The 13,319-nt window shown below is 38.1% G+C and carries 13 protein-coding genes; 6 read left to right on the forward strand and 7 right to left on the reverse strand.

The features are described from left to right. Positions 1–28: 28 nt before the first annotated feature. On the reverse strand, positions 29–1,336 hold the full coding sequence (locus NBRC111893_RS01250) for a nucleobase:cation symporter-2 family protein (protein ID WP_125007692.1): 1,308 nt from the start codon (positions 1,334–1,336) through the stop codon (positions 29–31). A gap of 233 nt (positions 1,337–1,569) precedes the next feature. Next, on the reverse strand, positions 1,570–1,920 hold the full coding sequence (locus tag NBRC111893_RS01255; RefSeq protein ID WP_125007693.1) for an aggregation-promoting factor C-terminal-like domain-containing protein: 351 nt from the start codon (positions 1,918–1,920) through the stop codon (positions 1,570–1,572). Positions 1,921–2,129: 209 nt separating this feature from the next. On the opposite strand from NBRC111893_RS01255, the gene greA reads away from it, so the two are divergent. From greA to NBRC111893_RS10935, 3 genes are all read left to right on the forward strand, one after another. After that, positions 2,130–2,597 (forward strand): transcription elongation factor GreA, encoded by a 468-nt coding sequence (gene greA, locus NBRC111893_RS01260; RefSeq protein ID WP_125007694.1) that lies wholly within the window; start codon positions 2,130–2,132, stop codon positions 2,595–2,597. Positions 2,598–2,609: 12 nt separating this feature from the next. Then, on the forward strand, positions 2,610–3,227 hold the full coding sequence (locus NBRC111893_RS10930) for a VanZ family protein (protein ID WP_225417467.1): 618 nt from the start codon (positions 2,610–2,612) through the stop codon (positions 3,225–3,227). Between the two features lie 76 nt (positions 3,228–3,303). Next, the gene (locus NBRC111893_RS10935) at positions 3,304–3,717 is read left to right on the forward strand and encodes an RDD family protein (RefSeq protein ID WP_230402923.1); all 414 of its coding nucleotides are present in this window, start codon (positions 3,304–3,306) and stop codon (positions 3,715–3,717) included. A gap of 59 nt (positions 3,718–3,776) precedes the next feature. On the opposite strand, the gene NBRC111893_RS01270 is transcribed toward NBRC111893_RS10935, so the two are convergent. Both NBRC111893_RS01270 and NBRC111893_RS01275 read right to left on the reverse strand, forming a co-directional pair. Continuing rightward, positions 3,777–6,557, reverse strand: coding sequence for a cation-translocating P-type ATPase (locus NBRC111893_RS01270; protein WP_125007695.1), 2,781 nt, complete (start codon positions 6,555–6,557; stop codon positions 3,777–3,779). 424 nt (positions 6,558–6,981) lie between these two features. After that, the gene (locus NBRC111893_RS01275) at positions 6,982–7,599 is read right to left on the reverse strand and encodes a DedA family protein (protein WP_125007696.1); all 618 of its coding nucleotides are present in this window, start codon (positions 7,597–7,599) and stop codon (positions 6,982–6,984) included. A gap of 118 nt (positions 7,600–7,717) precedes the next feature. On the opposite strand from NBRC111893_RS01275, the gene NBRC111893_RS01280 reads away from it, so the two are divergent. After that, positions 7,718–8,671 (forward strand): aldo/keto reductase, encoded by a 954-nt coding sequence (locus NBRC111893_RS01280; RefSeq protein ID WP_125007697.1) that lies wholly within the window; start codon positions 7,718–7,720, stop codon positions 8,669–8,671. 121 nt (positions 8,672–8,792) lie between these two features. Next, positions 8,793–9,596 (forward strand): DNA/RNA non-specific endonuclease, encoded by an 804-nt coding sequence (locus tag NBRC111893_RS01285; protein ID WP_125007698.1) that lies wholly within the window; start codon positions 8,793–8,795, stop codon positions 9,594–9,596. Positions 9,597–9,657: 61 nt separating this feature from the next. Here NBRC111893_RS01285 and NBRC111893_RS01290 read toward each other — a convergent pair whose 3' ends face one another. Then, complete coding sequence (locus NBRC111893_RS01290; protein ID WP_125007699.1) at positions 9,658–10,404, reverse strand: glucose 1-dehydrogenase; 747 nt, start codon at positions 10,402–10,404, stop codon at positions 9,658–9,660. A gap of 147 nt (positions 10,405–10,551) precedes the next feature. On the opposite strand from NBRC111893_RS01290, the gene tenA reads away from it, so the two are divergent. Further along, the gene (gene tenA / locus NBRC111893_RS01295; protein ID WP_501184171.1) at positions 10,552–11,220 is read left to right on the forward strand and encodes a thiaminase II; all 669 of its coding nucleotides are present in this window, start codon (positions 10,552–10,554) and stop codon (positions 11,218–11,220) included. Between the two features lie 41 nt (positions 11,221–11,261). On the opposite strand, the gene NBRC111893_RS01300 is transcribed toward tenA, so the two are convergent. Together NBRC111893_RS01300 and abc-f are read right to left on the reverse strand one after the other, a co-directional pair. Further along, positions 11,262–11,681, reverse strand: a complete 420-nt coding sequence (locus tag NBRC111893_RS01300; RefSeq protein ID WP_125007700.1) for an OsmC family protein — start codon at positions 11,679–11,681, stop codon at positions 11,262–11,264. A gap of 61 nt (positions 11,682–11,742) precedes the next feature. Then, a complete protein-coding gene (abc-f, locus tag NBRC111893_RS01305; protein ID WP_125007701.1) occupies positions 11,743–13,254 on the reverse strand; it encodes a ribosomal protection-like ABC-F family protein in 1,512 nt (503 codons plus the stop codon). Positions 13,255–13,319: the final 65 nt, after the last annotated feature.

Here is a 13,319-nt window from a genome sequence, read left to right on the forward strand (position 1 = left end):
ATTGATAATAACCAAGCTTTTTATGTTATTAGTCTTCAGAAACAACATTTTTCAAATTAGTATGATTCAACAAAATATTAAGTAATACTGCTGTAAAACAACCAATTACCATGCCGTTACTCATAATCACTTGAACAGATGATGGTAAATACTGGAATAGATTTGGTTGAGTAGTAACACCAATTCCCATTCCAACGGAGATTGCAATAATTAGCAGATTACGCATATTCAAGTCGACTGCAGATAACATCTTGATTCCTTGGGCACCAACCATCCCAAACATGATCAACATGGCGCCACCTAAAACCGAATTAGGAATCAACGTCGCTACTGCCCCAAACTTAGGAATTAATCCCAAAATCATTAGCATTACTGCGGAATAATAAATCGGAGCTAATTTTTTAATTCCTGATAGCTGGACAATACCAACATTTTGAGAAAAGGTTGAGTATGGAAAGGTGTTAAATAGTCCCCCTAGGATCGCAGCAATTCCTTCTGAACGATAACCCCGGGCCAAGTCATCATCAGATAATTCACGCTTAGTGATATCAGCCAAGGCAAAGTAGACTCCGGTTGATTCAATCATACATGTCAAAGCAGCCAAAATTAGTGTGGCAATCGATGACCATTCAAACTTAGGAGCAGAAAAATAAAATAATTGGGGGAGTTGCACCCAGTGAGCTTGTCCAACTGAGCCAAAATCAACAACCCCCATCATGATTGCTAATAATGTTCCTAGAATAATTCCAATCAAAATTGCAATTTGTTTAATGAATCCGCGAGCCCAAATATTCAATACAATAATAACTAATGCAGTAAAAGAACCAATTAATAAATGTTGCGGATCGCCAAACGCTTTAGCAGTTGGGTCACCACCACCCATATTTTGAAAAGCAACTGGCATCAATGTAAATCCAATTAATGTGATTAATGAGCCCGTAACTACTGGTGGAAAGTATTTCCGTAACTTTGCAAACTGCTTTGAAATTAATAGAATAAACAAACCGGCAGCAATAATTCCGCCATACATATAGCCTAACCCGAAATTTTTACCAATTGATTGTAATGGTGCCACATACTCAATTGCACATCCCAAAACGACTGGTAATCCGATCCCAGTAATTGGAGTCCGTCTAACTTGTAGCAGTGTGGCAACCCCACACATAAAAATATCTGTTGAAACTAGGTAAGTCATCTGGATTGCATTAAATCCTAACACCGTTCCAATTAATAACGGGACTAAAATATCACCTGAATACATGGCCAGTAAATGTTGTAATCCAAGAATAGCATTTCTAAATTGAGAATCTTGTTTGGGCGTCGATACCTTATCCATTAGCTTCCACCTTTTCTTAATCGTTTAGATTATGTTAATCTTAACATCTCAATTTTACTTTCGCAATCAAATTCTTAATATTAACCGTTTACAAAATGTATTCGTTCGGATTTAAGCGACTAATATGTCACTAGGATCTTAAAACAGGTGTAAGCTTCGGATTTAACTTTTTAATAAAAAAATCACGCGACTATTAAAATAATCGCGTGATTCAACATAAATATTAATTTAGATTAGTACCAACCGTGTGATAACCAATGACGCTTAGCATTTACCCAACTACCATACCGGTTACTTACGTAACGATCAGCAGTCTTTTCTTGGTTAGCCTTTGAGTAATCACCATGTAAGTATGATGCAGATAATTGGTAACGGCCAATGTATTGGCCATTTCTGGCGCGGTATGAACCACGTGATTCACGATAAGCAATCCATTCTTTAGCTTGCTTGTTAGCTTTTAATAATTTTGATGTGTAAACCTTACTAGTCTTTGCGCTGGCTACTTCTGGAGTCACAACGCTTTCGAATGTGCCGAACAATGTTAAAGCACTCATTAAAACAACAACTAATTTCTTGAAATTCATAAAAATAATTTTCTCCCTTAAGTTATTCAACGAGTACTAATTTACAATATTGGAATTACAGTGAAGTATCTAGAAAGTTACATCTATATTAATCATTCTCAAAATTTCGTAATCTTACCGTCACATACACGTTAAATCTTCAGCAAATTAGCATTTACCGGGAGTTTTTCTTATAATTAAGCATGAATTCATTAAGCTGGAGGGATATTATGAGTGATCAATTTAACGATATTACCAAAGAAGGATATCAAATTATCGAGCAGGAACTCGCTGATTTACAGGCCTCTCGACCAGAAAAAATCAGAATCTTGGCTGAAGCTCGTGCCTTAGGCGACCTATCAGAAAATGCTGAATACAGTTCTGCTAAACGTGATCTTCGACATCTTGAAAGTCGCATTCGATTTCTAACTAAACAACTACAATATGCTCGAATTTACGAACCAAGCGATAATGATATTGTCGAAATTGGCAAAACTGTCACCTTTGAATTCACCGACACTCATGAAATCGACAAATATCAGATTGTTGGAACTCCTGAGGTTGATATCACGCGGGGAAAAATTTCGATTGCTTCGCCAATTGGTAAAGCTCTTTTAGGGCATAAAACTGGCGATACCGTCACGGTATCTGCGCCCAATGATGAATTTAAAATTACCATAAATAAAATTACACTATAACGGAGGATTCGAATGTCTCAGTACATCCAAGTCGTAATGACCGCCGCAACCTCATTCCCATTTATTGCAATTCTAATTACATTTCCATTCTTAGTTGTAAATTACCACCGCTATGGTTCGATTTCTAAATGGAATATTTTTATGACTTACACATTTATCTTTTACTTAATGTGTGCTTATTTTCTAATTATTCTTCCATTACCACCATTAAGTTACGTTGAGCGCTTAACGACGCCTAAATACAATCTTCATCCATTTGTATTTATTCTAGAATTCATTAAATACAATCCATTTTCAATCATGCATCCAGAAACTTGGCTGGCAGCTATCAAGGCTCCTACTGTGATTCAGCCAATATTTAATATTGCCCTCACTATTCCTTTCGGAGTTTACTTACGAAGTTATTTTCAACGTAGTCTTAAGCAGACCTTAATTCTATCGTTTTGCTTGTCACTATTTTTTGAATTAACTCAGTTAAGCGGTCTGTATGGCCTGTACCCCCGGCCTTATCGACTATTTGATGTAGATGATTTGATGCTAAACACCTTAGGTGGACTAACCGGATTCCTAATAGCTAAGCCCCTAATTAAATGGTTTCCTTCAAAAAGAAAAAATGCAGCAAAAAGCTAATATTAAGTCGCAAACTGTCTCAATATTTCGTCGCTCGGTGGCCTTTACTTGCGACCTAGTTTGCCTATTTGTGGTTATGTTTTTAATTGACTTAATTCCCGCAATCAGCTCATACACTAGTGTAATTTCATTGATTTTAGTAATCGTAATTCCCCAAATCATTTGGCAAAATACTTTGGGAATGCGCATCGTGCGCACTAAAATTATTGATGTCTATGGTAATCAACCGAAATGGTGGCAGGTAATCGTCAGAAATTCACTTGCTTATGGTGTTACAGGCGGGCTAATCTTGTCTGAGCTAAGGTTGCTAAGTTCAAATATGGCAATGACAACCACTCACTTCAGCTGGATTCATATCTTAATCATTGCCTTAACCATTCCGATTAGCTTAATTATCATTGATCTGCTTGTTGAACTGTTTTCCAAAAATCATCGTCTCTACTTCGAAGTCATAAGTGGAACTGATATTAGTAGTACCTATCAAAAATAATAAAAAAGTCAGTGATCAAGTTTAATAAGAACTTGATCATTGACTTTTTTTATTTTAAATTACTTAGTTATCATTTTCTTAATTCCAGAAATTATGAAAGTTGGAATCGCTGAAATAATGATAATTCCAAGATATAACGATACTGTTAGTGGCGCAGTTCCCATTACTTCGTTAAAGAATGGAATTAAAGTGACTAAAACAGAAGATGTAGCCGCAAATCCAACTGCAAATGTTAAGCGTGAGTTAGAGAATGGGTTACGATCAAATAATGTCTTAGCACTTCGAGCATCATATACATGCCACAATTGCCCAAATACTAAGGTTAAGAACGCGATGGTTTGTGATTCAGCAATTGAATAACCGTTTGCTGCTGCCCAAAGGAAAGCAACGAACACTAAGCCACCCATAACTGATCCTCTAAACAGGACCCTTCTTAGCATTCCGTTGGCCAGAATTGACTGTTTAGTATCTCTTGGGGCACTAGTCATCATATCAGCTTCGGCTTCATCGTATCCAAGCGCGAACGATGGCATCGAATCACTAACCATGTTAACCCACAAGACCATTAAGGCAGTTAATGTTGGCGTAACGGCTGAAACTTCACCAACGGTAGTATTGATTAATACCACTCCTAGTAGCAGTGATAACACTTCAGCAACATTTGTTGTCAGTTCATGGCGCATAAAATTCAAAATATTACTAAAGATAGTTCTACCAGACTCAACTGAAGCTTCGATGGTTGTGAATTTATCATCTAATAGAATCAAGTCAGCAGCATCCTTAGTCACTTCGGTACCATTAATTCCCATGGCGATTCCGATATCAGCAGCTTTCAGTGCTGGTGCATCATTGATTCCATCCCCAGTCATTCCAACTACTTGATGTTCACGCTGCAATTGTTTTACTATCCGTTGCTTATGCTCCGGTGATACCCGAGCATAGACCCGAGTATCCAAAACTTTACTCTTTAGTTCATCATCGCTCATTGCCTCAATCTCGTTACCAACGACCACTTCTGCATGGTCATCTTTGATGATACCTAAACGCTTGGCAATAGCTTTGGCCGTAGCTGCATGGTCACCGGTGATCATAACCACTTTGACAGCAGCCCCATCCAATTTACTAATGGCCGCTTTAACCTCTTCACGTGGCGGATCGATAATTCCGGCAATTCCTAAGAAGCAAAGGTCTTGTTCCAATTCTTCGGCCGAACCATGAAGAGCTTCATCTTCAGTAATTGGCCGCTGAGTCAATGCAATGGTTCTTAAAGCATCATCCGCAAAATCTAAAATCGTCTGATCAACTTCAGCAGTGACTTCTGAATAGTCCACTTGCTTACCGTCAACTAGCGCACTGGTAGTTTTAGTAGCCACTACGTCGGGAGCGCCCTTAGTTAAACTATAGAATTGATCGTCCTCTTTAATAACTACAGTCATCATTTTTCTAGTACTATCAAAAGGAATAACTCTTAACACGTCGATGTCTCGATCAGTTTCCTTTTCCATTAAGCGGTCTCTAGTAATACCAGCTTTTTGAGCCATCACGACCAGCGAAACGTCAGTTGGGTTACCAAATGGACGCCAGTTCTGATTTTCATCTGGTTTGATTTCAGCTTCATTATTCAGCGCCGCAATTTCAAAGAAACGCCTGTAGTCACTGTCACCTTCAACTACTTTGCAATCCTCATCTAAAATGTCACCAACAGGAGTGTAGCCGTTTCCCTCAACATAGAATCTTTTCCGATTGGCATAGAATCTAGTAACCGTCATTTCGTTCTTAGTTAAAGTACCAGTCTTGTCAGAAGCAATATAAGTAGTTGCTCCCAAAGTTTCAACACTACTTAACGACTTGACTAGCCCTTTAGATTTAGCAAGTAATTTCGCACCAACGGTTAAAACAATTGATAACACAACGGGCATAGCATCAGGTATCGAAGCCACCGCAATTGCAATGGCGGTCGACGATATTCCAGCGATATCTGAAATCGTGATCCGCCCCATATTCATAAATTGTTTGGTTAATTCAAAACCAACTGTAAAGACGATGATTCCTCCAGCAATCAGCATCAATTTTTTGCTTAAATCAGAAACCGACTTTTCAATTGGCGTTTTTTGATCATCTGAAGATGCCATTAAATCAGCAATCTTTCCAAGCTCAGTCTCCATACCAGTAGCCACAATGACACCAATTCCGTTACCATTAACTACCATGGATCCAGAAAATCCCATATTAGTCCGGTCGGCTAATTCTGTGTCGTCAGCAAGTGCATCAATAGTTTTATCAACCGCTTCCGATTCACCAGTTAGTTGCGATTCGTCAACCTGCAACTCAGCGGTTTTAAAAAACCGCATGTCCCCTTCAATAAAATCACCAGACTTCACGCTGACGATATCCCCAGGAACTAATTCATCAGTAGGAATTGAAGACCAACTACCATCCCGCAAGACATTTAAGTGCGGTTGGCGCATATCTCTCAGCGCGTCTAAGGATTTCTGGGCGCTTCTGGTTTGATGAAATGTTAACCCACCATTAATAAAAATAATGATTAAGATTGCCACGGCTTCATATAACGAAGCCACTGCATGTTCAGAATTTCCTGAATTAAATTCATAAATCGAGCTAAGAAACGCAATGGTAACTGCCACCATCAAGATAATAATCAGTGGCTCTTTAAAACTCTCCAGAAACATTGCTATCGCAGATTTACTTTTATTTTGGGCAATTTCATTTGGACCGTAAGAATCTATTCGTTGGCTTGCTTCAGTATTCGTTAGCCCAGTAGATCTATTTGTACCAAGCTCTGAGATAACTGAATCCGTACTTTTGGAATACCAGTTCATATAAACCCCTCCATTTCGATAATCAATCTGTTATTAAAATGATAACAAATGAGATGAATTGTGTCATGGATTATCACCTGAGGTTTCTTTAATAATCATTAGCTAAGTTTCACTTTACGTAACCAAAGCAGCTTAATAACAAGTTTTTTGGAGTTCGCTCACCACTTGGACAAATAAAAACCACTTACGATAAAATCTCATCGTAAGTGTTTTTTAATCAGCATTTTTTATTTTTTCTTGATGTTTCAAATTTAATTACTATCAGAAACTATAAATTATCAAATTTTTCATTTACAACATCTAAAAATGAAGAATATGAATGAATTAAAATTAAAACTGTACGTGTAATACAAAGAAATATTGATATACAGCTTAAGTATTTTCTATTTATCGCAAACAATAGTTGCGCTATTCTCCAAGCATCTTAATCTTTAATTTTATTTCGACGATACCGGTAGTATATGATTGCTCCAACTGCCACGATGGCGCCAATAAGAATAATCACTAACCAATCATCGACAACTTCTAAAATCTGTTGCCAAGCTTGACCAGCATAATGACCAATCAAAATTAAGATAGTATTCCAAACTAACGTCCCTATAATTGTAAAACACGTGAACTTCATAAAGGCATAGTTAACCATGCCGGCTGGTATGGAAATTAAGCTGCGGACCACTGGTACACAACGACCAAATAGGATGGCCTTGCCACCATACTTAGAGAAAAAATCGCCGGCTTTGGAAATGTCTCCATGCTTAAGGCGCAGAACTTTTCCAATTTTCCCAGAGAGAATCTTCTCTAGTTGTTGAACGCTCAATAGCCTGCCAACTCCGTACAATGCCAATGCACCGACATATGCGCCCACCGTGGCCGCAACAACCGTGCCGATAATACTTAAATTGCTGGTCAATGTTAGGTAGCCAGCAAATACTAAGACTAATTCAGACGGAATTGGTGGAAAAATATTTTCTAAGGCGATGAGGAAAATAATTCCCCAATACCCATATTGGTTAATTAATTCGATAATTTGAGTTTGGCTCACTAAGCAGTCTCCCTCTTGTCATTTTAATCAGTAATTATAGCATACCCATTTAACAAATTTCCTCAACGACAACTGGAATTATTACGACTATAATAAAATATAGAAAGGACTGATATATTTGAAAACAATCAAACTTGGTAACACTGATTTTGAAGTTTCTCAAATCGCTTTAGGAATCATGCGCATGGCGGGTATGGAAACTAACAAGGCCGCTGATGCCATTAATGCTGCCGTTGATGCAGGAATTAACTACATCGATTCAGCTGATATTTATGGTGACGGTCAATCAGAAACCAAATTCAAAGAGGCACTTAAACAATCTAAGGTTAATCGTGACGACTTATTCATTCAATCTAAGGGTGGCATCATCTTAGATCCTGAACGAAGTCATGATGGACTAGTATTTGGGGCTCGTTATGATTTTTCTAAACAACATATCATCGATTCAGTTGACGGGATTTTAAGCCGCTTAGGAATTGATTATCTAGATTCATTCTTGCTTCACCGGCCAGATCCATTAATGGAAGAAGCTGACGTAGCTGGCGCTTTCGATACCTTACAACGAGAAGGAAAAGTTCGCCACTTTGGGGTTTCTAACTTCAATCCCCAACAAGTTGAACTTGTTCAATCTTGGGTTAGCCAACGATTAACGATTAACCAACTACAATTTAACGTGGTTCATTCTGGAATGGTTACTTCAGGGATGCACACCAACATGATTGATGACGGTAGTATTGATCACGACGGTGGAATACTCGAATATTCTCGCCGCAAACACATGACGATTCAGGCATGGTCACCATTCAATTATGGATTATTTGATGGCATGTACATTAATGATCCAAAGTATCCTGAACTTAACGACAAGCTACAAGAATTAGCTGAAAAATACGGTGTCTCCAAGAACGCCATTGCCACTGCTTGGATTGTGCGTCACCCTGCTCACATTCAAGTGCTACTTGGAACTATGAATCCTGAACACATTACTGACAGTGCTAAGGGAGCCGATATTGAATTAACTAATCAAGAATGGTACGACCTATACTTTGCAGCCGGAAATTACTTACCATAAAATATTAACCCACTTATTATGACTGAAAGCTGATTTTAAAGGCTTACAGTCTTTTTTGTTCTTGCCGGTCACTTAGTTTGCTGGTATCGTTGATTAAGTAAATTTAGTAAGGGGAATCATCATGGCAAAGAAACGAAATTCATATCGTAAACGGACTACCCAAGGCTCAATCGGAGCTGTTGTTCTCCTAGCAATTATCTGGCTAGTTAACGGCATCTCTGGCGGTAATATTTTCAACCACAATTCAACTAACCAGGCTAGTCAATCGTCAGTCTCTCAAACAAGTCAGTTAGCAGATCTTACCTTTAAATCGGGTGACAATAGTGTGGTATACATCAACCATAACCATGCTACGCTTAACCCGAAAGATTGGCGTAGCAATCGGGTTAATTACCAAAATTTAGACCGCTATAATCGGACCAGTAATGCTAACGTAGCTTACTTAGAAAATCGAAATCTAGCTTCAGATAGCAGTCGCGAACGGCAATATGTTCAGCCAACGGCATGGCATCAAAAATTCGTTGATGGTAATCCCATCATTAATCGGGGCCATTTAATTGCCTACTCGTTGTCTGGAGGAATTAATGCCAGTGGTCAATATACAAATTCTCAAGTTGGTGATCAAAACAATCCCAAGAACCTCTTTACTCAAACCGCTTTCTCTAACCAACGGATACAAACCATTTATGAACAAAAAGTTCGCCAAGCGCTATACGACCATAAAAAAGTGATTTTTTATGCTCGGCCAATTTTTAGAGGATCTGAATTAATGGCGCGTGGAATTCACCTCCAAGCTATCAGCACTGATAAAAGTCTAGATTTTAACGTCTATCTATTTAACGTTCAGCCCAAAGTTCAGTTTGATTACCAAACTGGTCGTTCACAAATCGATCGGAATTTTAGAGTTGCTGAACCCACAAATTGATCAAAATAAAAATGCCAAAACATCCTTAAAAGGATGTTTTGGCATTTTTTCGAAAATTTAATTAAGCTCTTTGAGCACCATCAACAACAAATTCAGCACCATTAGCAAACTTAGATTCATCACTACCTAAGTAAACGCAAATTTCACCGATATCTTTTGGCTCACCCATATGACCAACTGGAATGGTGCTAACGATTTGTTCTCTATAAGCATCCGGAATAATACTAGTATCAATCCAGCCTGGGTGAACTGAGTTGACTCGAATATTCACTTTTTGTTGAGCCAGCTGTAAAGCAGTTGCATGACTCAATAATCTAGTCCCGCCTTTGGTTGCAGAATAAGCCGGATTCAATGGCAGACCAATCAATCCCGCAACGGAAGAAACGTTAATAATTGAGCCATTACCATCGTTGTACTTCTTCATTGCTTTAATGGCATACTTTTCACCTAAGAAATTACCGGTTAGGTTAATATCAATAATTTTTTGCCAATCTTCTAGAGATTGATCCTCAATTGCAGAATTAGTTCCCCCGATGCCGGCATTATTAACTAAGATATCAATTTTGCCAAACTTATCGATTGTTTGATCAATTACGCTTTGCCATGACTCTTCATTAGCAACATCCTGTTGAACAAAGAGCGCTTTATCTTCACCAAATTTTTCAACAGCTTGCTTACCACCATCGACATTATGGTTAGCAGTTAGGACCACTTTTGCGCCTTCGCGCACGTAACATTCAGCTACTCCTAATCCAATACCAGCAACGCCACCAGTAATAATCGCAACTTTATCTTTTAATCTATCCATATTAATCCGTCCCTTCAATTCAGCGTAAAAACGTTTACATTTAGAGTATAGCCATTGTTTTTTGAAACAACAATTAATTCATCCTTTAACTCCCATAGCTTAATTTGATGATAGAATTAATTATCTGATTTATTAAGGAGTAACAATATGATGCCAACAATTACTACTAAAATGCGTGCCGCAGCCGATAATTTATGGAATCAAAGTTTCAACCATCCGTTTATCAAACATCTCGCAGACGGAACGTTACCAATGGATACCTTCCGATACTATCTAAAGCAAGATAACTACTACCTAAATAATTTTAGTATCCTCCATCAAAAAATTGCTAACCACGTGAATGATCCTAGTACCAAGCAATTTTTAATTGCTGGAGCTAAAGGACTAAATGATGGTGAGGCTGAAATTCGAGACGACTTTTTTAGCAAACTAGCAATCACTGCTAATGAAATGCAAACTACCCCCATTGCTCCCAATGCTTACAGCTACGTAGCTCATATGTATCATGAACTTAATGAAGGGACGGTTGCCAGTGCCTGTACTGCGCTGTTGCCCTGTTATTGGCTATATAACGAAATTGGTAAACAGTTAATCGCCAATGGTTCTCCAGTTGAACTGTACCAACAATTCATTGAAACCTATGATAGTCCTGAATTCACTGACGCAACTAACCAAATGATTAATATTGTCGATGCATTAGGTGAACAAGCCGAAGCGGACGAACGTCGTCAAATGATTACTGCTTTCGTTCGCAGTAGTTATTACGAACTTAATTTTTGGGAAATGGCTTATGTGCACGAAGAATGGAACAACTAAAAAAAACGCTTGGAAAAGAAAACCATTCTTTCCAAGTTTTTTTAAAATTTTTCAACAGTGGTTACAGTATAATTTTCACTGCCTGATAATAACTGTGAAACCGGGCAACGTCCCTCAGCTTCAGCAACCATTTGCTTAGCAGCATCCATATTAACCCCAGGAATCCTAATTTTGGCATTAACTAAGAATTCATAATGAGCTCGTTCGCCAATAAAGGCTACTTCTACATGAACTTGAGCCGAATGGGACAACTTATTTTCACTCTCAATTGCTTCCAAAGTTGATTTCAAACAGGTAGCCAGCGACATTCCCAATAATTGTTCAGGATTAGAACCCGGCTGATTGTTCAAAGGACTACTAGTCTTAACTACAATTCCTTCTGCAACGTAAGCATATCCCTCTAGACCTGTATCATTTCTGGCTTCAGTTACATAAAGTGCGTCTTTCCATCTTGAATCCATAAGCTCTGCCTCCATATAAATATTGTTATCTCAAGTATAAGCTGTAAATTCAACTACGCAATTAATCGACAGGCTGAAGTTGAATAACTTCTTTATTGATTACATGATCAATGAATTCTTGATCATGGTCAATCATCAGCATCGGTGGATTATGCATAATGATTAATGATTCAATCTGTTGGCGTGTAATAATATCTAAATAATTTAACGGCTCATCCCAGATATACAAATTAGCTTCTTCAACTAAGGACTTAGCCAGAGCCACCTTCCGTTTTTGCCCCAAGCTCATTTCGGCCAAATTATGATTAAAAACTTCACGGTCAAAGCCTAACTTTCTTAGGGCATTCAAGAAATTCGAGATTTCGATTCCTGAACTAGCAGCGTATTCGCTGATGCTACCAGTAATTGCTTCAAAATCTTGACTAACATAAGAAACCTTAATTCCCGTTGCCAATGTTCTTTGTCCCGAAACTTTGACCTCACTATCACCTAAAATTCCCTTAACGATAGTTGACTTGCCAAATCCATTCGGAGCAGTTAGAGCAATGCGGTCACTATCCTGCAAGGTAACTGTAATTGGGTGATTTAAGTAGTGACCATTTCGAGCAACTTGAAAATCATCCAGTTGCAACAATGGTTTCTTAGATAGTGGCTTATAGTTTAGTGATAGTTCAACAGACTCATCTAAGTTTTTAAGTAATGTTTGTTTCTCAGCAATTTGCCGTTCAGTTCTTTCGGTAATTCCCTTAGATCGTTTCATCATTTTAGCAGCTTTATGCCCCAAAAATCCTTTATCTAAGTTAACATGACCTTGATGTTTATAAGCTGACTGTGATTTTTGATTTTCAGTTGCTTCAGACCATCGCCGACTCTTATCTGCAGCCTGCTTTAATCGTTTAATATCTCCCTGAAGCACCCGCTTTTTTTGCATTTCACTTTGATTTTGGCGATCAAACACTTGCTGCCAGGTATCATAATTTCCATTGAACAATTGAATCTTCGACCGATCGATTGAAATTACATGATCAATAACTTTATTGATAAACGATCGATCATGACTAATCACAATAAATCCCTGCTTAGATTTCAAATATTCAGCAACCACTTGCCGGCCATCACTATCTAAGTGATTAGTTGGTTCATCAATTAACTGAAAACTATCGTGATCACTAAATAATGCTGCTAACAACACCTTAGTCCGTTCACCCGGACTAAGAGTTACAAATGGCCGTTCCAAAACTTCCGGTGCCACTTTTAACTTATCTAATTCGATTTCCACCTGCCAAAAATCACTAAATGTCAACCCAGAAATGTGCATTAGCACATCCCTAGTAATCCACCTGTCGTCGGTAACTGGTTGTGGAAAATAATTAAATTTTAAGTTAGTTGTGATTTCTCCTTTGGCTTGCAATTCGCCTAATAAAATCCTGAAAAATGTCGTCTTTCCTCGCCCATTTCGACCAATTAATCCCAATCGCCAGCTTTCATCGATTGATAGATTCAAATTCTTAAAAATTGGTTTGGGCATTTTATCGTATCTAAAATATAAGTCATTAATAATAATATTTCCCATTCGTCTACCTCATTTCATTGTGGTAAACAGAGAGCTATCCCATAGTACACAAAAGGACGCACCAC

This window comes from Lentilactobacillus kosonis (genome assembly GCF_003864335.1).
Lineage (GTDB): Bacteria > Bacillota > Bacilli > Lactobacillales > Lactobacillaceae > Lentilactobacillus > Lentilactobacillus kosonis.

What these genes read in the sequence shown, in the direction of transcription:
- NBRC111893_RS10935 (WP_230402923.1), top strand. Translation starts at nt 3,304, where the DNA reads ATGTTTTTAATTGACTTAATTCCCGCAATCAGCTCATACACTAGTGTA.
- abc-f (WP_125007701.1), bottom strand. Translation starts at nt 13,254, where the DNA reads ATGGGAAATATTATTATTAATGACTTATATTTTAGATACGATAAAATG.
- NBRC111893_RS01270 (WP_125007695.1), bottom strand. Translation starts at nt 6,557, where the DNA reads ATGAACTGGTATTCCAAAAGTACGGATTCAGTTATCTCAGAGCTTGGT.
- tenA (WP_501184171.1), top strand. Translation starts at nt 10,552, where the DNA reads ATGATGCCAACAATTACTACTAAAATGCGTGCCGCAGCCGATAATTTA.
- NBRC111893_RS01290 (WP_125007699.1), bottom strand. Translation starts at nt 10,404, where the DNA reads ATGGATAGATTAAAAGATAAAGTTGCGATTATTACTGGTGGCGTTGCT.
- NBRC111893_RS01255 (WP_125007693.1), bottom strand. Translation starts at nt 1,920, where the DNA reads ATGAATTTCAAGAAATTAGTTGTTGTTTTAATGAGTGCTTTAACATTG.
- greA (WP_125007694.1), top strand. Translation starts at nt 2,130, where the DNA reads ATGAGTGATCAATTTAACGATATTACCAAAGAAGGATATCAAATTATC.
- NBRC111893_RS01300 (WP_125007700.1), bottom strand. Translation starts at nt 11,681, where the DNA reads ATGGATTCAAGATGGAAAGACGCACTTTATGTAACTGAAGCCAGAAAT.
- NBRC111893_RS10930 (WP_225417467.1), top strand. Translation starts at nt 2,610, where the DNA reads ATGTCTCAGTACATCCAAGTCGTAATGACCGCCGCAACCTCATTCCCA.
- NBRC111893_RS01250 (WP_125007692.1), bottom strand. Translation starts at nt 1,336, where the DNA reads ATGGATAAGGTATCGACGCCCAAACAAGATTCTCAATTTAGAAATGCT.
- NBRC111893_RS01285 (WP_125007698.1), top strand. Translation starts at nt 8,793, where the DNA reads ATGGCAAAGAAACGAAATTCATATCGTAAACGGACTACCCAAGGCTCA.